The following is a 22,490-nucleotide window of genomic DNA, read 5'->3' on the forward strand; positions in this document are numbered from 1 at the left end:
TGCCGCTACTGGATCGGCCAGCGTGGATGCAGCTCGTCGATCACGAACGCGTGGCGGGCGCGACCGCCCGGATGCCCTTCGAGAAGATGGGGATGATCGAGTGGCAGATCGTCATGCCTGTGTGCTACCACTTCGGCGTCTTCACTGGGCCAGATGCGGAACGCAATCACCGTGCCGATTAGCGCCAGCACAGCGGCCGCAGCGAACGCGGCGCCCATGCCGCCGAATGCGCCGATCTGACCTGCCAGTGGATAGGCAATTAGCCAGCACACATGGCTAAGCGCGAATTGCGCTGCAAACAGGGCGGGCCGATCCTGCCCGCCCGAAGAGCGGCGTAGCAGCCGGCCACCAGGCGTAATGCTGGCCGAATAGGCAATGCCAAGTGCTAACCAGCCCACGAGGATCACGCCCCAATAATGGGGGGCGGCGTGGTCCTGCCAAGACAAGGCGAGCGCCGCCAGCGTGACCGTCATAGCCGAAGCGGCCGACAGCATCACTGTCCGATCGGAGAGCCGTTCAAGCAAACGCGGCAGCAACAGCGCCGCCAGCATCGAGCCGCCACCGAAAGCGGCGAGCGTGATCGCCATCGCGCTCTGTCCACGCCCAAGGGCCGACTGTACCAGCACTGGCGTATTAACAATCACCATCGCACTGGCCGCGGCGGCTGCAAGAGTCACGGCGAGCAGGCCACGAAGCCGAGGCGTTTTGAGGTAAAGCCGGGCGCCGCGCGTGGTATTATAATAGATGCCGCCCGTCGGCCGGCTGGCAGCGGCCCGCGGAAGCACGGTCGTCAACACAAGAAGGGCCGAACAGGCAAAACCGATTGCAGTGCCTGAGAACAGCCAGTGGAAGCTCATAACCGTAAGCAGCGCGGCAGCGAGCATCGGGCTTGTCAGGCTTTCCATGTCATAGGCGAGGCGAGAGAGGGACAGCGCCTTAGTATAGTCCTGTTCCTCGGGCAGCACGTCAGGGATGGTCGCCTGGAAGGTCGGCGTGAACCCTGCCGAAGCCGATTGCAGCACGAAGATCAGTACGTAGATTTGCCACACCTGATCGATGAAGGGCAGCGCGAGCGCGACCAGGCAACGGATCAGGTCCATCGCGATGAGGAAACTACGGCGCGGCAATCGGTTTGCATAGGCGCCGACAATCGGGGCCACACCGATATAAGCGATCATCTTGATCGCCATCGCTGTGCCCAGCACGGCACCCGCGTCAGCACCAGCGACGTCATAGGCGAGCAGGCCCAACGCGACGGTAGCGAGGCCGGTGCCGATCAGCGCGATGATCTGGGCCAAGAACAGATGGCGATAGGTTCGGTTGGCCAATATTTTGAGCATGGCTACCTCGTTGGGCCCGTGAGACTGGTCTGCAGCCTCATGCGGTCAGATAACCATGCGCCACCATCAGCACTAGATAGCGTCCGGATTTGGCGATCGTGACCAGCAGGAGGAAGCGGGAAAGCGGCGTGCGCAAGACGCCGGCGATAAGCGTCAGGGGATCGCCGATGATGGGCAGCCATGAGAACAGCAGGGAAAGCGCGCCGAACCGGCGATAGCGCCTTTCCGCTTTCGCCATTGCGGTCTCCGAGACCGGGAACCAGCGGGCGCCGCGATGATGCGCGAGAAAGCGGCCAAGCGCCCAGTTGAGTGTTGAGCCCAGCACATTGCCCACCGACGCGGCCAGGAGCAGCGGGACCGGCTCGAACCTTCCGGAAGCCAGCATGGCGAGCAGCAGCAGTTCGGATTGTGCCGGCAGCAGGGTTGCAGCAACCAGCGCAGCCAGAAACAGGCCAGGATAACCCAGCGCGAGAAGATCGATGTCCGGCAGCTGAAAACTCTCCGGTAAAACGCATGACGCCGACGATCCCACCGCGCTGTTCATGAGGGCTCGCACGGCGGGATTCGATCGGACGAGATGCAGCGATGTCAGACAACCCGCTTGATCTCACTATAGGCGCCCTCGGTGCGTAGCATGATCGTCACCGGGGCACCCGAACGGTTGCGCCAGAACCAGCCGTGGCTGCCGTCGAATGCGGCGACGAGATCGCCTTGCTCGCCGGTCGACGCTTGGCCCTTGCCATAACCATGATAGGAGATGCCCGGAGCGTCCGCGTGGGTGTCGTAATTGACGTGGCCGCCCTCTACCGACCACTTGAAGACGACACGGGCGCCCTTACTGGCCTTGAACTTGACCTCCGCGCCTTCGCCTGGCGCAAGTGTCAGGCGCGTCGTGTCGGTGCGCCCATCGGCTTCGCTCGCGAGGGGCACCTTCGGGGGCGCGGCTACCGGTTGCACGCTGCCGCCTGCAGCCTGCTCCACCTATGCGAGGGCTGGCGCCTGCGCCGCCACTGCATCGGCGGCGGCGTTCTGTGCTGTTTCTTCAGCCAGCTGGACTTTGATTTCGCCCATCTGGGTAAGGCCCAGCGCGCGGCCGGCTCCGGTGGGATCGACACCATATTCCGAGGGCAGAATGACCGCGACGAGAAGGGCGCTGGCGGAGATGGCGGCAACGAGTGTCGCCCGGATCAATTGCCGATTGGTGGGCAGGTCGTCGAGATTGGGACGTTGGGCGTTGAACATGGTCGAAACCTCCTTGAAATCAGGCGACGGCAAAGCCGACGAGCTGGTAGCCGACCAGCACGAAGCCGGCGGCCATCAGGATGGTGTTGGCGGCGAAGGCGTGGCGCATGAAACTTGAGGTCCGGCGCCAGTAGCCCATCAGGATCAGGATGGCGCCGAGCGCGAGAAGTTGCCCGATCTCGACGCCGATATTGAAGGCGATCAGGTTGGCGAGCAGGCCGTCACTTGAAATCTCGAACTCAAGAATCTTTGTCGCCAGGCCGAACCCGTGGAAGAAGCCGAACACCAGCGTCGCGACCTTGGTATTGGGTTGGAAGCCGAACCAGCGCTGGAACGCGCCAAGATTGTCGAGCGCCTTATAGACAACCGACAGGCCGATGATTGCGTCGATGAGATAGGCGTTGGCGCTGATCCCCATCAGCACGCCGAACAGCATGGTCGTCGAATGGCCGACCGCGAACAGCGTCACGTAAAGACCGATGTCCTTCATCCGGTAGAGGAAGAAGATCACGCCGAACAGGAACAGCAGATGGTCGTAGCCCGTGACCATGTGCTTGGCGCCCAGATACACGAACGGGAGAAACAGGACGCCGCTGCTTTCCTGGATATAGCCCTTGTCGCCTTCCGCGACATTGTGGGCGAACGCCTCGACCCTGAGGCAGAAGGAAAAAGCAAGCAGCCCGAGGGCGATCATCAGCCTGCTTCGTGAGATATGCTGGGTAAGGGTTGCGTATAAGCTCATCGGAGAACTCCTTGGCCGGTCTCTCGCGCGCCGCCGGGCGCAGGCGGGAGCGGTGAGCTGCCCCCTTCTGAGTGGTCCATTGACTATGAGAGTCTGGACCAAGGAAGGGACGACGTATGCCTGCGAAGAAGCACAAGCCGGAGGAGATCATCGGCAAGCTGCGTGAGGTGGAGATTATGCTGGGCCAGGGCGGCACGACTGCCGAGGCGTGCCGGCGGATCGCGGTCAGCGAACAGACCTACTATCGCTGGCGCAAGGAATATGGCGGCCTGGAAACGGATCAGGTGCGGCGGATGAAGGACCTGGAGAAGGAGAATCTGCGGCTGCGCCGCGCGATCTCCGATCTGACGCTGGATAAGCTCATCCTTCAGGAGGCCGCCAAGGGAAACTTCTGAGCCCCGCACGGCGTCGGCGCTGCATCGACCAGGTCCGGGAGGTGCTGGATGTATCCGAGCGGCGAGTGTGCCGCGTGCTCGGCCAGCACCGGTCGACGCAACGCAAGGTGCCATGCGGGGCAGATGACGAGGAGGCGCTGACCGACGACATCGTCGCGCTGGCCAAGCAGTATGGGCGCTATGGCTATCGCCGGGTGACAGCATTGCTGCATGCGTCCGGCTGGTCGGTGAACCATAAGCGGGTCGAGCGGATCTGGCGGCGCGAGGGGCTCAAGGTGCCTCAGCGCCAACCGAAACGCGGCCGGCTGTGGTTGAACGATGGCTCATGCATCCGGCTGCGGCCGGAGTATCCGGGGCATGTATGGGCCTACGACTTCGTCGAGGAACGAACCCATGACGGACGCAAGTTCCGCATCCTGACCATCATCGACGAGGCCAGCCGCGAGTGCCTGGCGCTGGTCGTCGCGCGCCAGCTCCGCCACGAAGACGTGCTGGCAGCGCTGGCCGAGTTGTTCATCGAGCGTGGTCCGCCAGCGCATATCAGATCCGACAACGGCAGCGAGTTCATCGCCACCGCCGTCCAAACCTGGCTCGGGCAGATCGGCGTGAAGACGCTCTACATCGCGCCGGGCTCGCCATGGGAGAACGGCTACAACGAGAGCTTCAACGGCTCGCTGCGCGACGAACTGCTGAACGGCGAGATTTTCTACAGCCTCGCCGAGGCCAGGGTGCTGATCGAGGCATGGCGGCGTCACTACAACACCGTCCGGCCGCACAGCAGCCTTGGCTACCGACCACCGGCTCCGGAAGCGGCAACACCGCCATTGCCGGCCTCCGGTTCCGCTTCGCTCCACCTCCGACCGGCAATGGCGGCGGAGACGACAATGCACTAACTATCAACCCGGACCACCCGGTGGGGGCTGCTCAAGCGGAGAGGATCTGGCTGGGATCATGGATGCATTGCGGTGGAAGTCACCGCGAATGCCACTCGCCTATAATCGCAACCTTGCTGCAGAGCAGGGCGCAGCGGGCAGGCTGATGGCGAAGATCGGCTGATGGGGTCGCTGGTCGACTCGATTGCAGGAGGGCGTCGCTCCCCAAGCAACCTCATCGGACCGGCATGAGCTTATGGAGCTGGCCGGTGGCCCTTGCCAGCAGCGGCACAATGGTCCGTGTTTCAGGGAAGGGGGCTTGAGATCGCCTTGATGGCCTTCAATCCCGTTCCAAAACGAGCGATCGCGTCCCTGTTTCTCTCCAGCTCGCCATAGGGCAGATAGGCGAAGTCGAGATCGGCAATACGGCTGAAAGCCGGGCGACGGAGTTGCGCGCGAACGTCCTGCTCGCGCGCATTCGGTGCGACCAGGAATAGCCCGGCGGCAGCGTGCAGATCGCTCCCCGACAGCGCCAGATCGAGCATGCGCACGATCCCCGAGTAGATCGAGGTCGAATGTTCAACCTCGAACGCGGCGGCGACGCCGTCGCCACCCTTCGCCAGCCACAACACGTCGATGAGGCGGATCGAGTCCGCTCCGGGAGAGGTCGCAATGGCGTCTGGAAGGCGCTCGAGGCATCCCTGTCCAAGCGGGCAGCCAGCGTGAAGTCGACCGCGGTCATTGGCGGCGATCCACACATCGTAACCGAGGGCATGGCCGAGGTCGCGCAGCCAGGCCTGGATTTCGGCGTGCGTGCGATCGGTTTCGCCCTGCGCGGCGGCTGTCTTGTCGAGCCGGCTTGCCTCCGCTCTGGCATGTTCCAATCTGCCGAGCCAGTCGTCGGCCGCCGTTGCGTCATCCTCCAGCGGTGGCGCGGGATAGCGGCCCGAGCCAATGTCGAACAACAGTCCGCCGATCGCGCCGAGATCGTTGGAGAGCAACTCGCGGTAACGGTCGTTGAGGTCGAGGATGCCGGCGCGCATGGCGAGAAAATGATCCCATGACCCGAGCTTCACCTTGGCGCCGGTGACGGCATTGTAGCCCTTGACGATCGCGGTATTGAAGGGCGGCACCAGCGTCGGGTGAAGGAAATAGAGCAGGTTGGCCGCCGCCGGCCCCAGCCCCTTGATCTTGAGCGCGTCTATGCTGCGGATGTGGCTGATGATCTCCTCGGCGGTATCGCAGCACGAGCAATTGTCGAGCAGGCGACCGAACGCCCGCTGGTTGTCCGGGCTTTCGTAGATGTCTGGAATGCGCAGCTTGGGCTTCCACAGCCAGGCATGGTCGGCGCCCTTGAAGATCTGCCGCTGTTCGGCGATCGAGTGGACAACCGTTTCCAGTGACGAGCCGCGATAGGCGACGCCGAACCGCCCACTTTCGATTTCTGCGACCACCTGCTGCAGCCCGCGACGGATGGAGCGGAAGTTTTTCAGCCGTTCGTCCCACAGAAACCAGGAGCGATAGGTGGCGCCGGGATCGTCTCGCCAACGACGGACAAGCTCGCTCACGAGATCATGATGTGTCGCGGGTAACAAGGTCATACTGGCTGGGTCATCTAAACTGGGCTCCTTGCCGTTCAGGCTATCGCGAGCAAGGGCGGCTTGCACGTTCAATGTGCGATCCGCGAAGCGTGCTCAAATTGTCGGTGATCGCGCAGGGAAACGCCGCTGGCATTGGGCGTTGCCGGTCGCAACCGTCGACCGGGCGCACAGCCAGGCAGACGGCCGGCACGGGCGTCGCCGCCCGGGAGCGGCGACGCAACCAGCTTTTTCCGGTCGAACTTAGCGGATCACTGCTTTGCGATCGCGGTGACCTCGCCATCGCTGCCCTTGAGCGAGAGGTCGAAATCGACCTTGTCGCCGACCTTGACCGCATCGGTGATCGACGGCGCGGCCTTGAACGCCATCGTCATCGCGGGCCACTTGGCCTCCGGGATCGGACCATGATCGAGCGTGATCGTGCCTGCCGCCTTGTCGATCGCGGTGACGGTGCCATGGCCCTTGGCCTTGATCGCGGCGTTCGCGTCAGGCGCCATCGACATGTTGCCCATGTCGCCGCTCATGGTCGCGGCGGGCTCCGCCTCGTTGGTCTCAGTCGCAACGGGGGCCTCCGCCTTCTTGCCGCACGCGGCAGTCAGGGCGGCGAGGCCGAGGGCAATGGTCAGTCGTGCATGGTTCATCGTCTTCTCCTTCATGATGAAACGGGTTGAGGGATGGGATCGGTCTTGGGCCGGCGCAACAGCAGGTAGGCGGCGGGCAGGACGAACATTGAGAGCAAGGGCGCGGTCAGCATGCCGCCGATCATCGGCGCGGCAATCCGGCTCATGACCTCCGAACCCGCGCCTGATCCCAGCAGGATCGGCAGCAGGCCGGCCAGGATCACCGCCACCGTCATCGCCTTGGGACGGACGCGCAGCAGCGCGCCTTCGCGCACGGCGGCCTCGACCTCGGCAGCGTCCGGATGTGCGCCGCGCTCGGCCAGCGCGTTCTTGAGATAGATCAGCATCACCACCCCGAACTCGGCGGAGACGCCGGCGAGCGCGATGAACCCGACCCCGGTGGCGATCGACTGGTTGAACCCCAGCAGATAAAGCGTCCAGATGCCGCCGGTCAGCGCAAACGGCAGCGTCCCCATGATCAGCGCCGCCTCGTCGAAGCGGCCGAAGATGAGGTAGAGCAGCACGAAGATGATCAGCAGCGTCGCGGGCACGACCAGCTTCAAGCGGTCGACCGCGCGCTCGAGATATTCGAACTGGCCAGAGTAAGCGATGCTGACCCCAGGCGAGAGCCTGACCTGTTTCGCCACCGCACGCTGCAGATCGCCGACCACCGAGGCAAGATCGCGCCCGCGCACATCGACGTAGACCCAGGTCGAAGGCCGGGCATTCTCGGTCTTGAGCATCGGCGGTCCCTCGGCGATCGAGACGTTTGCCACGGTGCCCAAGGTGATCTGCTGGCCCGCGGGCGTCAGGATCGGTAGCGCCCGCAGCCTTTCGAGGCTGTCGCGCAATTCGCGCGGATAGCGCACGCTGATCGGATAGCGGGCGAGGCCCTCGACCGTCTCGCCGATCGTCTCGCCGCCGATCGCGCCGGAGACGATGGCCTGGACGTCGGCGATGTTGAGCCCGAACCGCGCGGCGGCGGCGCGGTCTATGTCGACATCGACATAGCGTCCGCCGGTCAGCCGCTCGGCGAGCGCCGAGCTGACGCCGGGCACGCTCCTGGCCACGGTCTCGACATCATGCGCGATGCGGTCGAGCTCGGCGAGGTCACTGCCCGACACCTTGACCCCGATCGGGCTCTTGATGCCCGTCGCGAGCATGTCGATGCGGTTGCGGATCGGCGGCACCCAGATATTGGCGAGACCCGGAAGCTTCACCCGGCGATCGAGCTCGTCGACAAGGCGTTCGGGCGTCATGCCCGACCGCCACTGGTCGCGGGGCTTGAATTGGATCGTCGTCTCGAACATTTCGAGCGGCGCGGGATCGGTCGCGGTCTCGGCGCGGCCGGCCTTGCCGAACACGCTTTCGACTTCGGGCACGGTCTTGATCAGGCGGTCGGTCTGCTGGAGCAGCTCACTCGCCTTGGCGGCCGAGAGGCCCGGCAGCGCCGAGGGCATGTAGAGCAGGTCGCCCTCGTCGAGATTGGGCATGAACTCGCCGCCGAGCCGGCTGAGCGGCCAGGCCGTGGTGGCGAACACCAGAGCCGCGATCAGCAGCACTGCCTTGGGCCGCTTCATCGTCCAGTCGATCGCGGGCCGGTAGATATTGGTGAGCCAGCGATTGACCGGATTGGCCTGCTCGGCCGGAATGCGGCCCCGGATCAGCCAGCCCATCAGGATCGGCACCAGGGTCACCGACAGGATCGCGGCCGCGCCCATCGCATAGGTCTTGGTGAAGGCGAGCGGCGCGAACAGCCGGCCTTCCTGCGCCTCCAGGGTGAAGACCGGAATGAACGACAGCGTGATGATCAGCAGGCTGAAGAACAGCGCCGGCCCGACCTCGGCCGCCGCCTCGGTGACGACGATCCAGCGCATCTCGCCATCGAGATGTCTGTCCGGGTGATCCTGCTCCCAGCGTTCGATCCTCTTGTGGGCGTTCTCGATCATGACGACCGCCGCATCCACCATCGCGCCGATGGCGATGGCGATGCCGCCCAGCGACATGATGTTGGCGTTCACCCCCTGGAACCGCATTACGACGAACGCGGCCAGCACACCGAGCGGCAAGGTCAGGATCGCGACCAGCGCCGAGCGGACGTGCCAGAGGAACAGGGCGCAGACCAATGCGACGACGATGAACTCCTCGACCAGCTTGCGGGTGAGGTTCTCGACCGCGCGATCGATCAGCTGCGAGCGGTCATAGACCGTGACCACCTCGACGCCCGGCGGCAGGCTTTTCCTGAGATCGGCGAGCTTGTCCTTGACCGCCGCGATGGTCTCACGGGCGTTCTTGCCTGACCGAAGAATAACGACGCCGCCGGCGACCTCGCCTTCGCCGTTCAGTTCGGCGATGCCGCGCCGCATCTCGGGGCCGACCTGGATCGTGGCGACATCGCCGAGCCGGACGGGCACGCCGCCCGCCGCAGTCTTGAGCGGGATTGCCCGGAAATCGTCGAGCGTTTTCAGATAGCCCGAGGCGCGGACCATATATTCGGCCTCGGCCATTTCCAGCACCGAGCCGCTGGCTTCCTGATTGGCTTGGCTGATCGCCTGCACTGCCTGGGCGTGGGTTACGCCGTAGGCCGCGAGCTTCACCGGATCGAGCAGCACCTGGTACTGCTTGACCATGCCGCCGATGCTGGCGACTTCGGCCACGCCGGTCACGGTCTTCAGCTCGTAGCGCAGGAACCAGTCCTGCAACCCGCGAAGCTGCGAGAGATCGTGCCGGCCGGTGCGGTCGACCAGCGCATATTCATAGACCCAGCCGACCCCGGTCGCGTCCGGCCCGAGCGCGCTGCGGGCGCTGGCCGGCAACCGACCCTGGACCTGGTTGAGATATTCGAGCACGCGGCTGCGCGCCCAGTAGAGATCGGTGCCGTCCTCGAAGATCACATAGACGAAGCTGTCGCCGAAGAAGCTATAGCCGCGCACCGTCTTGGCGCCGGGCACCGACAGCATGGTGGTGGTGAGCGGATAGGTGATCTGGTTCTCGACGATCTGCGGCGCCTGACCCGGATAGGAAGTGCGGATCACGACCTGCACGTCGGAAAGATCGGGCAGCGCGTCGATCGGGGTCGAGCGCACCGCCCACAGGCCCGCGCCGACCAGCGCGAGCATGCCGAGCACGACGAAGAAGCGGTTCCTCACCGACCAGCGGATGAGATGGGCGATCACTGGCCCGCCACCTTCGCCATATGCCGCAGCGTCGGTCCCGCCGGGGGCCGGTCGAACCCGAACCGGACCCGGTCACCCGCCTTGAAGCCGCGCGCGATGCCCGGATTGGCGAGCGCGAAGGTCATCGTCATCGCCGGCCAGTCGAGCGCGGGAACGGGCTCGTGGCTGAGCGTCACCGAATTGGCCGTGATCCGCTCGATCTTGCCCGTCGTCTCGTACAGCGTGGCTTTCGACGCCGGCGCGGCGATGGTCGCCGATGCCGCACCGCCGCCGATCGGCCGCGCCTCGATTCCCGACAGGCTCGCCTCGGAATCGATCAGGAACTGCCCCGAGACGACGACGTTCTCGCCGGGCGACAGGCCGGCAAGGATCTCGGTCTCGCCGCCTGCCTCGCGGCCGATGCGGACCTCGGCGGGATGATAGCGCCCGTCGCCTGCGGCCAGCATGACGAGCGTGCGCCTGCCCGTGCGGATCACCGCTTCGCTCGGCACCAGCAGCGCCGGCTTGGCATCGCCGCCAAGCGCGACGCTGGCGAACATGCCCGGCCGCAACCGGCCGTCCCGGTTGGGCAGCTCGATCCGCACGGTGAGCGTGCGGCTGTCGGCCTGCGTGGTCGGCAGGATCGCGATCACCCGGCCGGCGAAGCGCTCGCCGGGGAAGCCCGCCAGCGTGGTGCTGGCATTCTGGCCGACCCGGACATCGCCCGCGCGCGCTTCGGGCACCGCGGCATTGAGCCAGACGGTGCTGAGCCCGCTTACCTGGGCGAGCGTCTGGCCCATGGCGAGCGTCACGCCGGCACGGGCGTCGAGCGTCTGGATCGTGCCCGAGATCGGCGTCGTGATCGTCACCACGCCGTTCGGGCGTCCGCTCCGCTCGACGCTGGCGATGAGGCCGTCGGACATGCCCATCAGCCGCAGTCGCTGGCGCGCGGCCGCGGTGAGGTCGGGCTTGCCGAGCCGCCTGACGCTCAGATATTCGGTCTGCGCGGCGCCCCATTCGGGCAGGAGCAGGTCCGCGATCGGCGCGCCGGCGCGGACCACGTCCCCGGGCGCTCGCGCATAGACGCGGCTCACGAACCCGCCCGAACGCGCCTGGATGACGGCGACGTCGCGCTGGTTGAAGTCGATCGTGCCGGTGACCTCGAGGGCCGAGGCAAGGCTGCCCATCTTCGCCGCGACGACCCGCAATCCCAGGCTCTGCCGCGCGGCGGGATCGACGGCGACCGTGGGGGCCGCGCCGGCGCTTCCTCCGTCCGCGTATCGCGGCACGAGCTGCATATCCATGAAGGGCGACTTGCCGGGCTTGTCGAACTTCTGGTTGGGGAACATCGGATCGTACCAGTAAAGGACTTTGCCTGCCCCGGCGGGCGTGGTCGCCTCCGATTGCGGTGTCTGGCGATGGCCAGCCCAATAGCCTGTGCCGCCGGCCAGCAGCGCGACAGCCAGGATCGATGCGCCCCAGCGCAGCGCGGATTTATCGAGCGTCATGGCCGCTCCTCCCCATAGGTGATAGTGATGCGGACCGCGTCGCGCGCGACGTCGGCTTCGCGGTTGAGCGCCTCGACCTCGGCCTCCGCGAGCCCGAGCGTCGTGAGCAGCGCGGCGCCAAGGTCGAGCTTGCCGGCGCCATAGCTGTCGCGGTCGAGCTCGGCGCGGTGCCTGGCGAGTGGCACCAGCGTCTCGCGGGCATTGCGCAACCGGGAGAGATGCATGGCATGGTCTGCGAGATCGGCGTCGAGCTGCGCCACCAGCTCGCGGCGGATCGCCTCGCGGTCGAACCGACCCCCTTGCGCAAGGCTCTCGCTTGCAGCGATCCTGGGGTTCTGGCGCTTGCCGGCGAACAGCGGCAGGTCGATCGACACGCCGACCGAGGCCATGTCGCCGTACATGGGATCGCGCCGGCCATAGGTGACGCCGACCTTCCAGTCGGGGCGCTTGTCGGCGCGCGCGAGACGCACGTCCGCTTCGGCGACTGCGATCCGCGCGTCCTGCGCGCGCAGGGCGGGAAGCGCATCGATCCCGGCCCGCAGCCGGATCGGATCGACATCGAGCATCGGCGGGTCGCCCGTCGCCTGCGGGTCGGGGTCGCCGGTATAGCGCGCGAGCCGGGCCCGCGCCTGCGCCACCACCGCAGCCATCTCGGCGCGGCGATCGGCGATGGCGGCGCGGAGCTGGTCGGGCTCGAGCGCCTGGCTCGGGCGCGCGCTGCCCGACGCCAGGCGTGCGGTCACGGTCTTCTGCAGGTCGTCGAGACTGGCATCGAGCAGGTCGAGCTGCCGGAGCCGGCGTTCGCCATAATAGAGATCGATCCATGCGAGCGCGGTCTCGAGCCGCACGTTGCGGCCTTCGACCAGCTCGCCCGCCTCGGCGACACCGATATCGGCCGCGGCGCGCGCGGCGCGTGCATGGCGCTTGGCGAGATTGGGGAAGGCCTGGCTGAACCCGATCGTCGCCATGGTGAAATCGTCGCGCGTGAAGCTGCCGGCATTGGGGCCGCTCACCGGGAAGTTCTGCAGGCCCAGGTCGAGCGTCGGATCGGGCAGGCGATCGGCCGCGACCGCCGAGGAGCGGGCGCCAGCTGTCGCCGCCGCGCGCGCCTTGAGGCTTGGCGCATTGGCGGCAGCGAGCCTCAGTGCCTGCTCGTAGGTGAGCGGGCCGGCCGACACCGGCACGGCCCAGGCGCTCGCAAGCGTCGCACCGAGTGGGAGCAACAGGCGTCGCACAGCGCGCCTCGGCATCATGATCATGGATATCATCCCCTCATGACAGAGGCGGCGCGCCACCATGTGACGCGCCGCTCCGGAGTGGGTTAGCCCTTGTCCGACCTGACTGCGCCGCGCATGCAGTCGGCGGCGCTTGCCTGCATCATCGCGCAATCGCAGCTGGCGATGTCCCGGCTCTGGGGCACCCATATGCGGACACGCGCAGGGCCGGTCGCCCGCGGACCATATTGCGGCGCCGAGCGCCATTCCCAATGGCCCTGAGGCGTGCGGCTCGCGTCGGCTGCAAGCGCAGGCGCGGCGAGACCGAGGGCCGCCACAAGGGCGGCCGGAAGCATTTTGATCATCACGAAGACCTTTGACTGAAAAGAAGGAAACCGGGCGCGCACGCATCGATCGATGCGCGCAGCCCGTGCTCGTTCAATCAGACAAGGCTGGTGGGAGGATCCGGCTCGGGCACAACCGCCTTGCCGGTCAATATCGTGTCGGTCGTCCAGAAGCTGGCCGCGTCGTAGAGACGCGCAGGCGCAACGCCGCCTGCCAGGTCCGCTGCGACCAGCGGGATCACGCACCCCATCGCGGCGATGCAATCGAGCGTCAGGCCCTTGCAAGGCTTTTCGCTGGGCGCAGGCTGCTGCTTGGCCATCATTGCCATGCAGTCTGCATCCATGCCCTTGGCCAGCGGCGCGCCTGCCGCCTGCGGCACGCTGTGCGCGGCCGCCATCTGGGCTCCGAAGAGACCGGACAGCGCTCCGATGACGAGCAGAAGGGCGAGCAGGCGTTTCACGAGCCTCGATATCTAGCGGGTTTCGCTGGCGCAGCCAACCAAAGTCTCGCGCCGCGCGGGTTTTGAAGTGCTGACGGCTGATTCCGTCAACTCCGCGTCAATAAAGATCTGGCCCGGGGAAGAAGACCGGCTGCGGGCTCTACGTATATCGAGGCTGGACCCGGGACCGTAGTCCCAAGCCTGAAGAGACGCTCTTCCCCCCGGCAGGTCCGGGCGGTGGCTTACCATCCAAGGAGGTGAATATGGTCAGAAAAACTCTCATGGTCGGGCTTGCCGGCATTTCGATGCTTGCTGCCGTCCCCGCTATGGCCCAGGGCATCGGGCACAGCTTGTTCATGCGCGGCTCGATCGTCGACACGGGCAGCAACGGCACGGTCGTCTGCATCGGCAAGGCCGATGGCGCCGAGGTCGGCCAGAAGCTCGAGGTCTATCGCGTCGTGACCCATCCGGGTCCGCCCAAGGGCGTGGCGCCGACCTATCACCGCCAGCTCGTCGGCCATGTGACGATCGATCATATCTTCGATGATCACTTCGCGCATGTGTCCGTCGCCGACGGTACGCCTGCCAAGCACGACATCGTCGAGCTTCGCAAGAACTGACGCGCCGGTGGCCCGGCGGCACACGCTGCCCTGATGCGAGGCATCGGGGCAGCGGGTTGCCGGCGGCAACGGACCGTTCGGGATCGAGGCGAAACCGCTTGACCCTGGACCATGGTCCTACCGGCATGATCGAGCGGATGACATGGGCAATTTCAAGATCGGCGAACTGGCCGCCGCGGCAGGCGTGGGCCGCGATACGATCCGCTATTATGAGCGGATGGGCTTGCTGCGCGAGCCCGCGCGCACGGCAGCGGGCTACAGGCTCTACGACGCGACCGACCTCGAGCGCGTCAATTTCATCCGCTCGGCGCAGGAGCTTGGTTTCACACTCGAACAGGCCCGGCAGCTGCTGGCGCTCAGGGCGTCGGACACCGCGCATGCCCAGGCCGTGCTCGATATCACGCTTGCCAAGATCGCTGACGCCGAAGCCCGGCTCGAGCGCCTGTCGGATATCCGCGACATGCTGCGGATGCTCGCCGACGAATGCCCGGGCGAAGTGCCCGTCTCCGATTGCCCGATCCTCGCCTTCCTGACGGCGCGGCGGAAAGACCAGCAGCATAACAAGAAACATCAGGCAGCGCAGGACGAACGATCATCACTAGCGAAAGGGGTTTTGTCATGACGAAAATGCGTTTGATCGCCGTCCTCACGCCGGCGCTGCTTCTAGGCGCCTGTGTAACCACGCGGCCGACCTCGGCGCAGGTCGAGAGTTGCCGGGCGATGGAGGGCAATATGGGTCTCCAGACGCCGCATGATCATGGCGAGATGAAGGGGCAGGGGCGCAACCCGATGAACCTCTCGCACGACCGGTGCCTTCAGATCCTGCGCAGCGCGCAATGAGCCGGTCCGGGCGCCATCCCCGGCGCCCGGGACCACAGTTTTCAAGCCAAGGAGCAAGCTATGATCAACCATGCGAAAAAAGCCCTTCCGCTTGTCGGCGGAAGCCTGTTGCTGGCGCTCGCGCTTTCGGGCTGCGACCGCCAGGCCGACCAGACGGTGCCGCCCGCGGCGAACAGCGTCGCCGCCACCCCGGTCCTGACCGACAGCGGCAACGCTGCAGACGCGGCGTCGATGGACGCGATGAGCAACCAGGCCGAGATGGAGCGGCATCACCGTCAGGCGATGGACCATGACGCGATGCGCGCCGGGGCCGGCAACCAGACCGCGCCGGCACCCGATCCCGCGCCGGGCAATGCGGCGATGCCGATGAAGGATATGTAGGCTCGCACACTAAGGGGATGAGGATGTCCAGGCGGATCAGCCTTCGACGCTTGAGCCTCGGCTGCGCAATCGCTCTCAGCCTGTCCGCGAGCGCGAGCGCGGGCGCGCAGGAGGGCGAGGATCATGCCGCGCATCATGGCGCAGGCATGCCGGCCGGCGGGGGCATGTCCGCACCGGCAGAGCCGGGGTCGTCGGACATGGCGAAGATGATGAACCCCATGATGGATCGCATGATCAATGGGGAAGGGGAGAATGAGCACGGCCACGAATCGCGCCGGACCGGCTTCATCTCGCAGCTGCTCGCCTTTCCCGCGCTCGACGAAGCGGCAAGGCAGCGGGTCGCTGCGCAGGCCGGCGAACGGGTAAGCACCGGTCTGGCGATGATCAACGCCGCCTCGGCCGACGGCGCGCGTGCAACCACGGTCTCGGCCCGGCTCGATGCGGCGCGCCGCCTGCGCGATGGAACCGACCTGTTCCGGTCCGGCACCGCCGCGCAGGGCGCGATCGGGGGCTTGCAGCCGCCCCGGGAGGTCGGCCTTGCCTGGCTGCGCGATCAGCTCGACATCGACCAGGCCGCGCCCGGCCATGCCGACCACTGGTTCGGCATCTCGCCCTCACACCTCCTTCTCATGCTCTTCCTGGGGCTGGTGAGCGCCACGCTGATCGCGCTGCAGATCTTCCGCCTCCGGCGGATCGGGGCGATCGCCGGCGGTGTCGCCACCGCCAAGACCTCGGAAAAGCCGGAGCCGAAGGCTGTCCCGCCCGCTGCGAAGCTCGCGCACGCACCTGCCCCCGTTGCCGGCAGCGCCGGGCTCGCCTCGAGCAATGCGGCCGCGCCCGCGGGAGCTTCGCTGCGCAAGCCCAAAAGCTGGGCGGGGCAGCTGCGCGTGGTCCAGATCGTGCGAGAGACGCCGAGCGTGCTGACCTTCCGGCTCGCGGACCCGGCCGCCGACCGGCTGCCGTTCGACTTCCTGCCGGGCCAGTTCCTGCAGGTCGAGGTAGAGCCCGAAGCGGGCAAGACCGCGCGCCGTTCCTACACGATCGCCTCTTCGCCGACCCAGCGGGCCTATGTCGAACTGACGGTCAAGCGCGAGGAGCAGGGCGTGGTCTCGCGATACCTGCACGACAAGGTCGTCGCCGACGATCTGCTGAAGGTCAGCGGACCGTTCGGCGCCTTCACCTTCACGGGAACGGATGCCCAGAGCATCGTGCTGATCGCGGGCGGGGTCGGCATCACCCCGATGATGTCGGTGCTGCGCTATCTCACCGACACCGCGTGGAAGGGTGATATCTTCTTCTTCTACGGCGCACGGTCGACCGAGGAATTCGTGTTCCGCGACGAGCTCGAACGGCTCGAACGCCGTTTTCCCAACCTCCATGTCGTCGCCGCGATGCAGCGCGCGCCCGGCACCGTCTGGATGGGCCCCGAAGGGCCGATCACCCGCGAGATGATCCTGGCCGCGGTGCCGGAGATCGCGAGCCGGCGGATCCATATGTGCGGCCCGCCGGCGATGATGGGCGCGATGCGCGGCGTGCTGGCGGAACTCGGCGTCCCCGAAGCGCAGCTGCACACCGAGGCGTTCGGTCCGGCCTCGCTGCCGGCCGACCACGAGGATCTCGAGGTCAAGCCCGCGCCCGCGCCAGCAGCTAAGCCGGCCCCGAGCGCCGAGGTGGCACCGAGCACGGTGACCTTCTCCGTGTCGGGGGTGTCGGCGGCTTTGCCCGCGGACGAGACCGTGCTCGAGGCGGCCGAGGGCGCGGGCGTCGAGATCCCCTATGCCTGCCGTGCGGGCACATGCGGCGCCTGCGTCGTCAAGCTGCTGCAGGGCGAGGTGACGATGGAGGTCGAGTCCGGCCTCGCGCCCGCCGACAAGGCGCAGGGCTATGTGCTCGCGTGCCAGGCGAAGGGCACGGGCACGCCGCTCGTGGTCGAAGCCTGATGCGCGAACGCAGCGACATCGCCGTCGGCCTGCTGGTCGCGTTCCTGCTGCTGTTCCCGTTCGGCTACCTCGTGCATGTGTCACCGCGCTTTCCGGGCAGCCTGGCCGGCGGGATCATCGGGATCGCAGCGCTCGTGCTGATGCTGCTGACGCTTCCCTATGTCGCGGCCAAGCATATCGCCTGGGTCGACAAGGCGCTCTCCCGGCTCGTCAGCAAGCCGACCCTGCTCGCCATCCACATCTATGCCGGCGTGCTGGCGCCGATCCTGGGTCTGGTCCACGCCGCGCACAAGCTCGAAAGCCCGGTCGGACTGCTTCTGACCATCCTTCTGCTGATGACGGTCATCACCGGCTTCATCGGCCGCTACCTGCTTGCCCAGCTTGGTCGGGCGCTGCGCGGACGCAGGTCGGAACTGGCTTCGCTTCGCGCCGCCTTCCTCGAGGAGCCGGCCGCGCCGACGCAGGCCGATACCGCAGCCGCGCCGCTGTCGGGCTGGAGGCGCTATCTGTTCGTCGCCGGGGATGCGCCCGCGGGCCAGCACCCCCAGGACAAGGCGGGGATCGCCGCGGCGCTGGCCGATACCGAATTCGCGATCCGCGCCGAAGAGGCGACCAACACCCTGTTCGCGCGATGGCGGTTCCTGCACATCCTGCTGGGCTGTCTCATCTTCGCGCTGCTCGCGCTCCACGTCGGCGCGGCGATCTATTACGGGCTGCGCTGGCTATGAGCTGGCAGCGTCTTTCCTACGCCGTCTTCATCGCGGCCCTGCTGGTGATGGTCGCCGCGGTCGCGATCCGGATGCGATCGGACGCGCCGAGGGATGCCGGCCTGATGGCGCAGCTCGTCTCGCCCGGCCCGCTCTCGAGCGCGCACCAGTCCTTCGCCGGCCAATGCACGGCCTGCCACACGCCGGGCAAGGGCGTCGAAACCCGGACCTGTCTCACCTGCCATGCGGGCACGGATTTCGGGACGAAGCAGTCGACTCAGTTCCACGCGAAAGCGACGCAGTGCACCTCCTGCCACGTCGAACATGAGGGAGAGCGCGGCATCATCCGCATGGATCACGCCGCCTTGCTCGACATGGCAAAGTGGCGGCAGCCTTCGGCGGGCATGTCGACAAACACTAGAAGCCTGACTCCCGAGACCGCGCTCAATTGCGCGAGCTGCCATGCGTTCCGCGATCCGCACCAGGCCCTGTTCGGCACCGACTGCGCGAGCTGCCACAAGACCGACAGCTGGAAGATCGTCAATTATCGCCATCCATCGGTCAATTCGACGCAGTGCGCCGAGTGCCACAAGGCGCCGCCGAGTCACTTCATGGAGCATTTCAGCATGGTCTCGCAGCGCGCAGCCGGATCGAAGGCGCGCGTCGACCAATGCTATGCCTGTCACGCCACCGACAGCTTCAACAATATCCGCAAGCGAGGCTGGTATGATCACCATTGAGGCCGACTGGCTGAGCGCCTTCTTCCGGCTCGCGGTGATTGGCCTGGAACTGGCGGGCACGCTGACCATCCTGGTCGGCGCGGGGCTCGCAACCTTTCTGTTTGCGCGGCGGGCGAGGGCGGGCGACCGGACCGAGGCTTATAGCGCGTTCCGCTCGGCGCTCGGCCGCAGCATCCTGCTCGGCCTGGAATTTCTGGTCGCCGGCGACATCGTCAAGTCGCTGGTGATCAACCCAACGCTCGACGATCTCATCGTTCTGGCCGGGCTGGTGCTGGTGCGGACCTTCCTGAGCATCTCGCTCGGGGTCGAGATCAACGGCCACTGGCCCTGGGAGGAAACCCGGATGGCGCGGGAGAAGGCGCGTGCGGCGTCGGATGGGTCGCCTGCGACGGCTGAGGCCGCCGGATGCGGCACAGCGCTCAAGGGATAGCAGATGGGAGGTGCATGATGATCGAGAGACGCGAATTGCTGATGGCCGGCGCCGGCCTTGCCGCCGCCGGAACGCTGGCTGTGCCGGCGGCGGCGCAGCAGCATCGAATGGAAGGGATGGCGATGTCGATGACGGACTGCATCGACGATTGCGTGGCTTCGCACCGCATGTGCCTGGAAACCGCCGCTTGGCTGACGAAGCAAGGCGGCGCGTCAGCTACGGCGTCGCTGATCGCCATGCTGAACGACTGTGCGGAACTGTGCCAGGCGACCGCCAACTCGATGCTGCGGGAATCTGCCCTGCACCGCATCGTCTGCCGCGCCTGCGCCGACGCTTGCGAGCGCTGCGCCGAGGAATGCGGACGCCATAGCGCGGACCAGCGGATCGCGCGTTGCTCGGCCACCTGCAAGAAATGCGCGGCGAGCTGCCGAACGATGGCGGACATGTCGAGCTGAGCGGCGCGCTTCGCACGTGCCCCACATAGTCACGTTCAGGCCAGAGCCCCCGGTCACAGCTTGTGTGTCCGACAACTACGCCAGGACAGCGATCATGGCACGTGGCACAAAGTCCGAGTATCCGGCAACGGCGGAAATCATCGCACCCGCCATCGCCGGAGCCTTCCGTGCCGCCACCCGATAGTCGGGTAATGCCGAGCACCATCTTTACGATTGCGTGAACGCTCCACGGTCGATCTGTATTGGAGAAGTCAGTGTCAACCGCCGAATTTGTCAACCGGCTACCCGAATTGCTCCGCCCCAATCCAGCAAGGGTAGTGATCAGACCCTATATGCCGTCGACGGAAACCTATAAATATGCGGTACCGGATCAGCCACGTGCGCAGCGCATCGCCGACCGCGTCCTGGCGCTCGACCCAGCATCGCTCCACGATGAGTTGCAACGCATTCTTGATGATTTCTCGGGAAGGCATCGTGAGGTTCCGTCCCTGTTTTTGCGGCGGTTCCACGAGGTTGATGGCATCATCGTCTGTGATTGCGAGGTCACCCATGAACAGGCGCTCTTGATCGGTGCCCATTTTTGCAACGAATATTCCTATGAGGCAGCAGCGCTTTTCAATCCGAGCATCGTCCTGCATCCTGATCAGTCTGCTGTACCTGAAAACTCTCTCCGATTCATTCTTTCCCTGCGAGGCGTGGGCGAGGGGCATATCTCCTCCGTCACCTTTCGCACCGGGTTTTGCGCCGCGGACGGAACCATAGCAATCAATCCTCCGAGCCCCATGCCGCTCGTGCTGGAGACTGAAAACATCTCCGGCGAGGACGGGCCGGACGCGGGCATTCGGATCAAGTGCGATGGCAGCCACGATCTCTCGGAGATCGTGATCTTTCCGACAACCCCCAGCCAGCGTGGTGGCATCGAAGACCTTCGCTTGGTCCGCTTCCTGGACGACGATGGCCGAGCCACCTATTTCGGTACATATACGGCATTTAGCGGCCAGTCCGTCCGGCAGGAGTTGTTGTCCACGCCGGACTTCCGGACATTCGAACTCAGACCGCTGCGTGGGGATGCCACCGGTAGCAAGGGCATGGCGCTTTTCCCCCGACGCATTGCCGGGCACTTTGCCATGCTTGGGCGCGAGGATAACGAAAATATCTGGTTCCTGACGTCCGCGGACATTCACGACTGGAGTGGCGGAGCGAAAGCCATCGAACCTCGCTGGCCTTGGGAGTTTGTCCAGATCGGTAATTGCGGATCGCCGATCGAGATCGACGAAGGCTGGCTGGTCGTAACTCATGGAGTCGGCGCCGTTCGGAACTATTGCATCGGGGCGTGCCTGCTGGACCGTGACGATCCCTCGAAGCTGCTGGCGCGGACGAAGCTACCGCTTTTGCGGTCGGACATGGATGAGCGCGAAGGTTATGTGCCAAACGTAGCCTACAGCTGCGGCGCGATGGTACATAATCGGGTGCTGGTACTGCCTTATGCCATTGCTGACAGCTTCACCACTTTTGCCACTATTCCTCTCGAGCGTCTGCTGGCCGCCATGGATTAGTCACTGTTGCCGACCTGTCCTGCTCTCGAGTCCGAACCATAGTTACACATCGGCACAACAACGATGCCAGTGCGATAATTTATGGCCATCTCAGAGACGGACTTCGCACATTACGTATACAGCAAGGCGGAAGGTGACACCATTTCACGGGCAAGCTCCGGAAGGGGCGACAATCGACCGGGCATATGCTCGATCGAACGGGAAACCCAGACTTGAAGGAATGGATACTTGCGCAAGAAGACGGCAATGATCGCTTCGCTCGCAGCTCTCGGCTTCCTCGCCGTCAGTGCCGGACCGGTGCTGGCGGACGGGATGCCGCCGGGCATGCCCGATCTTGAGGAGACCCTCAAGGCCAGGCCGGCGCCTGCCCAGCCCGATCCTGCCCACATGCAGGGCATGGCTCACGGTAAGGAGCAGATGCACGGCCAGATGATGCAGGGCCATCGAATGGCGATGCGGGATTCGCAGGACCAGGACGGCGCCTCCGGCATGTCACACAGGTCGGACGGTGGTTGCTGACCCTGCCATCATTCCATCAGACGACAAGGTTGACGGACAAGATCATGGCCGCTTTCAACCGAAGCCTTGGTCCGCCGTTCCCACGGCGGGCCAATCGCTTTTCTGGCCGGTCTCAGGACGAGAAAACCAGGCCGGGTCACATTTTTGATCGATCCCGGATCATCATTTTACGCGCCTGCTCCAGCAGGCACACGGCCGATCGGATTTCGATTCGTAAGTTACGTATACAGACTGCGTCTCGCTAGCAGCATTGAAGCTTCGGAATTGCCGGGATCGGAACGTCGATCGGGCAACAGGAAGAACACTCGGAGACCCTCAATGCGACAGACGACATTTCTCGCGGCGCCCGTCAGCCTCTTCGCGACGCTAACCTTCGCCGCCGGCACCGCTCTCGCCCAGTCGACGCCCGCGCCCGCGCAGGCTGCGCCGGCCCATGCCCACCAGCAGGGCATGGATCATGGCGGGCAGCAGATGCACGATCAGATGATGAAGGATCATCAGGCCGGCGCGCAGAAGCAGCAGGGGCAACCGGCCCAGCAGGATCAACAGGGCATGTCGGGGATGGCCGGCATGTCCGGCGGCTCGCCTGCATCGAACGGCTCGGGCATGGCCGGTAAGGCGAAGAGTGGCTGCTGCAAGATGCCGATGAAGAAGGCCAAGCCGGCGGCGAAGAAGAAGACCGCCAAGCCCATGGCCGACAAGCCGATGAGCGACATGTGAGGTTTCCAGCCCCGAGAACAGACCCCAGGGGCTGAGGGCCCGCCGTTCCCCCGCGGCGGGCCAGTTCTTTGACGATGCCCAGCGTCGCCCCGTGCTCCCAGCTTTCAAAACC

Annotated in this window: 25 protein-coding genes and 1 pseudogene; 14 read left to right on the top strand and 12 right to left on the bottom strand. The window is 65.7% G+C overall.

What is annotated here, in order from left to right:
• Window positions 1-5: 5 nt before the first annotated feature.
• The 5 genes from AC3WLM_RS20345 to AC3WLM_RS20365 are packed head-to-tail and all read right to left on the bottom strand — an operon-like array spanning window position 6 to window position 3,324.
• Entirely contained in the window at window positions 6-1,340 is a 1,335-nt protein-coding gene (locus tag AC3WLM_RS20345) for an MFS transporter (RefSeq protein ID WP_039335384.1), read from the bottom strand.
• A gap of 37 nt (window positions 1,341-1,377) precedes the next feature.
• Entirely contained in the window at window positions 1,378-1,884 is a 507-nt protein-coding gene (locus tag AC3WLM_RS20350) for a YqaA family protein (RefSeq protein ID WP_081856854.1), read from the bottom strand.
• A gap of 44 nt (window positions 1,885-1,928) precedes the next feature.
• Window positions 1,929-2,321 carry a hypothetical protein gene (locus tag AC3WLM_RS20355; protein WP_236727149.1) on the bottom strand — a complete coding sequence of 131 codons (393 nt, stop codon included), beginning with the start codon at window positions 2,319-2,321 and terminating at the stop codon, window positions 1,929-1,931.
• Complete coding sequence (locus AC3WLM_RS20360) at window positions 2,322-2,582, bottom strand: hypothetical protein (RefSeq protein WP_226018253.1); 261 nt, start codon at window positions 2,580-2,582, stop codon at window positions 2,322-2,324.
• A 19-nt stretch (window positions 2,583-2,601) separates the two neighbouring features.
• Window positions 2,602-3,324, bottom strand: a complete 723-nt coding sequence (locus tag AC3WLM_RS20365; protein ID WP_039335385.1) for a HupE/UreJ family protein — start codon at window positions 3,322-3,324, stop codon at window positions 2,602-2,604.
• A 116-nt stretch (window positions 3,325-3,440) separates the two neighbouring features.
• Between AC3WLM_RS20365 and AC3WLM_RS20370 the strand changes: the two genes are divergently transcribed.
• Together AC3WLM_RS20370 and AC3WLM_RS20375 are read left to right on the top strand one after the other, a co-directional pair.
• A protein-coding gene (locus tag AC3WLM_RS20370) for an IS3 family transposase (protein ID WP_156135803.1) occupies window positions 3,441-4,612 on the top strand; the annotation gives its coding sequence in 2 pieces (ribosomal slippage) (window positions 3,441-3,705 and window positions 3,705-4,612; 1,173 coding nt in all).
• Between the two features lie 31 nt (window positions 4,613-4,643).
• Window positions 4,644-4,775: pseudogene (locus tag AC3WLM_RS20375) on the top strand (integrase); the annotation flags it as partial.
• A gap of 121 nt (window positions 4,776-4,896) precedes the next feature.
• On the opposite strand, the gene AC3WLM_RS20380 reads toward AC3WLM_RS20375, so the two are convergent.
• From AC3WLM_RS20380 to AC3WLM_RS20410, 7 genes are all read right to left on the bottom strand, one after another.
• On the bottom strand, window positions 4,897-6,159 hold the full coding sequence (locus tag AC3WLM_RS20380) for a type II restriction enzyme NmeDI-related protein (RefSeq protein WP_007683327.1): 1,263 nt from the start codon (window positions 6,157-6,159) through the stop codon (window positions 4,897-4,899).
• A gap of 281 nt (window positions 6,160-6,440) precedes the next feature.
• Window positions 6,441-6,845 (bottom strand): copper-binding protein, encoded by a 405-nt coding sequence (locus AC3WLM_RS20385; protein WP_039335392.1) that lies wholly within the window; start codon window positions 6,843-6,845, stop codon window positions 6,441-6,443.
• Entirely contained in the window at window positions 6,842-9,985 is a 3,144-nt protein-coding gene (locus AC3WLM_RS20390) for an efflux RND transporter permease subunit (RefSeq protein WP_039335394.1), read from the bottom strand. The genes AC3WLM_RS20385 and AC3WLM_RS20390 overlap by 4 nt, the downstream gene beginning before the upstream one ends.
• On the bottom strand, window positions 9,982-11,472 hold the full coding sequence (locus tag AC3WLM_RS20395; protein WP_039335396.1) for an efflux RND transporter periplasmic adaptor subunit: 1,491 nt from the start codon (window positions 11,470-11,472) through the stop codon (window positions 9,982-9,984). The genes AC3WLM_RS20390 and AC3WLM_RS20395 overlap by 4 nt, the downstream gene beginning before the upstream one ends.
• Window positions 11,469-12,731, bottom strand: a complete 1,263-nt coding sequence (locus AC3WLM_RS20400; protein ID WP_039335398.1) for a TolC family protein — start codon at window positions 12,729-12,731, stop codon at window positions 11,469-11,471. Before AC3WLM_RS20400 ends, AC3WLM_RS20395 begins: the two co-directional genes overlap by 4 nt.
• Window positions 12,732-12,793: 62 nt before the next feature.
• Entirely contained in the window at window positions 12,794-13,051 is a 258-nt protein-coding gene (locus tag AC3WLM_RS20405; RefSeq protein WP_039335400.1) for a hypothetical protein, read from the bottom strand.
• 77 nt (window positions 13,052-13,128) lie between these two features.
• A complete protein-coding gene (locus AC3WLM_RS20410) occupies window positions 13,129-13,491 on the bottom strand; it encodes a hypothetical protein (RefSeq protein ID WP_039335402.1) in 363 nt (120 codons plus the stop codon).
• Window positions 13,492-13,751: 260 nt separating this feature from the next.
• Here AC3WLM_RS20410 and AC3WLM_RS20415 point away from each other — a divergent pair, with 260 nt between their 5' ends.
• The 12 genes from AC3WLM_RS20415 (at window position 13,752) to AC3WLM_RS20470 (ending at window position 22,378) form a co-directional block, all read left to right on the top strand.
• Window positions 13,752-14,090 (top strand): hypothetical protein, encoded by a 339-nt coding sequence (locus tag AC3WLM_RS20415; protein ID WP_037447968.1) that lies wholly within the window; start codon window positions 13,752-13,754, stop codon window positions 14,088-14,090.
• Between the two features lie 142 nt (window positions 14,091-14,232).
• The gene (locus AC3WLM_RS20420; protein WP_004212654.1) at window positions 14,233-14,712 is read left to right on the top strand and encodes a heavy metal-responsive transcriptional regulator; all 480 of its coding nucleotides are present in this window, start codon (window positions 14,233-14,235) and stop codon (window positions 14,710-14,712) included.
• The gene (locus tag AC3WLM_RS20425; protein ID WP_039335409.1) at window positions 14,709-14,930 is read left to right on the top strand and encodes a hypothetical protein; all 222 of its coding nucleotides are present in this window, start codon (window positions 14,709-14,711) and stop codon (window positions 14,928-14,930) included. Before AC3WLM_RS20420 ends, AC3WLM_RS20425 begins: the two co-directional genes overlap by 4 nt.
• Before the next feature lie 60 nt (window positions 14,931-14,990).
• A complete protein-coding gene (locus AC3WLM_RS20430; protein WP_039335411.1) occupies window positions 14,991-15,311 on the top strand; it encodes a hypothetical protein in 321 nt (106 codons plus the stop codon).
• 23 nt (window positions 15,312-15,334) lie between these two features.
• Window positions 15,335-17,251: a 2Fe-2S iron-sulfur cluster-binding protein gene (locus AC3WLM_RS20435; RefSeq protein ID WP_039335413.1), complete on the top strand. Its 1,917-nt coding sequence runs from the start codon at window positions 15,335-15,337 to the stop codon at window positions 17,249-17,251.
• Entirely contained in the window at window positions 17,251-17,979 is a 729-nt protein-coding gene (locus AC3WLM_RS20440; RefSeq protein ID WP_017503491.1) for a hypothetical protein, read from the top strand. Before AC3WLM_RS20435 ends, AC3WLM_RS20440 begins: the two co-directional genes overlap by 1 nt.
• On the top strand, window positions 17,976-18,698 hold the full coding sequence (locus AC3WLM_RS20445; RefSeq protein WP_039335417.1) for a cytochrome c3 family protein: 723 nt from the start codon (window positions 17,976-17,978) through the stop codon (window positions 18,696-18,698). Before AC3WLM_RS20440 ends, AC3WLM_RS20445 begins: the two co-directional genes overlap by 4 nt.
• Complete coding sequence (locus AC3WLM_RS20450; protein ID WP_007406411.1) at window positions 18,685-19,128, top strand: DUF1622 domain-containing protein; 444 nt, start codon at window positions 18,685-18,687, stop codon at window positions 19,126-19,128. Before AC3WLM_RS20445 ends, AC3WLM_RS20450 begins: the two co-directional genes overlap by 14 nt.
• A 14-nt stretch (window positions 19,129-19,142) precedes the next feature.
• The gene (locus AC3WLM_RS20455; protein ID WP_015449267.1) at window positions 19,143-19,583 is read left to right on the top strand and encodes a four-helix bundle copper-binding protein; all 441 of its coding nucleotides are present in this window, start codon (window positions 19,143-19,145) and stop codon (window positions 19,581-19,583) included.
• A gap of 254 nt (window positions 19,584-19,837) precedes the next feature.
• Entirely contained in the window at window positions 19,838-21,139 is a 1,302-nt protein-coding gene (locus tag AC3WLM_RS20460; protein WP_438830636.1) for a glycoside hydrolase family 130 protein, read from the top strand.
• A gap of 228 nt (window positions 21,140-21,367) precedes the next feature.
• On the top strand, window positions 21,368-21,658 hold the full coding sequence (locus AC3WLM_RS20465; RefSeq protein WP_007406388.1) for a hypothetical protein: 291 nt from the start codon (window positions 21,368-21,370) through the stop codon (window positions 21,656-21,658).
• Window positions 21,659-21,976: 318 nt separating this feature from the next.
• On the top strand, window positions 21,977-22,378 hold the full coding sequence (locus tag AC3WLM_RS20470; RefSeq protein WP_015449265.1) for a hypothetical protein: 402 nt from the start codon (window positions 21,977-21,979) through the stop codon (window positions 22,376-22,378).
• Window positions 22,379-22,490 lie beyond the last annotated feature (112 nt).

It is taken from the genome of Novosphingobium sp. FW305-C-30-35 (assembly GCF_058783135.1).

Bases quoted from the DNA above. Each gene is read 5' to 3' on its own strand.
- AC3WLM_RS20360 (WP_226018253.1), bottom strand. From the start codon at position 2,582: ATGTTCAACGCCCAACGTCCCAATCTCGACGACCTGCCCACCAATCGG.
- AC3WLM_RS20400 (WP_039335398.1), bottom strand. From the start codon at position 12,731: ATGATCATGATGCCGAGGCGCGCTGTGCGACGCCTGTTGCTCCCACTC.
- AC3WLM_RS20435 (WP_039335413.1), top strand. From the start codon at position 15,335: ATGTCCAGGCGGATCAGCCTTCGACGCTTGAGCCTCGGCTGCGCAATC.
- AC3WLM_RS20450 (WP_007406411.1), top strand. From the start codon at position 18,685: ATGATCACCATTGAGGCCGACTGGCTGAGCGCCTTCTTCCGGCTCGCG.
- AC3WLM_RS20385 (WP_039335392.1), bottom strand. From the start codon at position 6,845: ATGAAGGAGAAGACGATGAACCATGCACGACTGACCATTGCCCTCGGC.
- AC3WLM_RS20345 (WP_039335384.1), bottom strand. From the start codon at position 1,340: ATGCTCAAAATATTGGCCAACCGAACCTATCGCCATCTGTTCTTGGCC.
- AC3WLM_RS20350 (WP_081856854.1), bottom strand. From the start codon at position 1,884: ATGAACAGCGCGGTGGGATCGTCGGCGTCATGCGTTTTACCGGAGAGT.
- AC3WLM_RS20420 (WP_004212654.1), top strand. From the start codon at position 14,233: ATGGGCAATTTCAAGATCGGCGAACTGGCCGCCGCGGCAGGCGTGGGC.
- AC3WLM_RS20405 (WP_039335400.1), bottom strand. From the start codon at position 13,051: ATGATCAAAATGCTTCCGGCCGCCCTTGTGGCGGCCCTCGGTCTCGCC.
- AC3WLM_RS20440 (WP_017503491.1), top strand. From the start codon at position 17,251: ATGCGCGAACGCAGCGACATCGCCGTCGGCCTGCTGGTCGCGTTCCTG.
- AC3WLM_RS20425 (WP_039335409.1), top strand. From the start codon at position 14,709: ATGACGAAAATGCGTTTGATCGCCGTCCTCACGCCGGCGCTGCTTCTA.
- AC3WLM_RS20455 (WP_015449267.1), top strand. From the start codon at position 19,143: ATGATGATCGAGAGACGCGAATTGCTGATGGCCGGCGCCGGCCTTGCC.
- AC3WLM_RS20365 (WP_039335385.1), bottom strand. From the start codon at position 3,324: ATGAGCTTATACGCAACCCTTACCCAGCATATCTCACGAAGCAGGCTG.
- AC3WLM_RS20415 (WP_037447968.1), top strand. From the start codon at position 13,752: ATGGTCGGGCTTGCCGGCATTTCGATGCTTGCTGCCGTCCCCGCTATG.
- AC3WLM_RS20445 (WP_039335417.1), top strand. From the start codon at position 17,976: ATGAGCTGGCAGCGTCTTTCCTACGCCGTCTTCATCGCGGCCCTGCTG.
- AC3WLM_RS20430 (WP_039335411.1), top strand. From the start codon at position 14,991: ATGATCAACCATGCGAAAAAAGCCCTTCCGCTTGTCGGCGGAAGCCTG.
- AC3WLM_RS20395 (WP_039335396.1), bottom strand. From the start codon at position 11,472: ATGACGCTCGATAAATCCGCGCTGCGCTGGGGCGCATCGATCCTGGCT.
- AC3WLM_RS20470 (WP_015449265.1), top strand. From the start codon at position 21,977: ATGCGACAGACGACATTTCTCGCGGCGCCCGTCAGCCTCTTCGCGACG.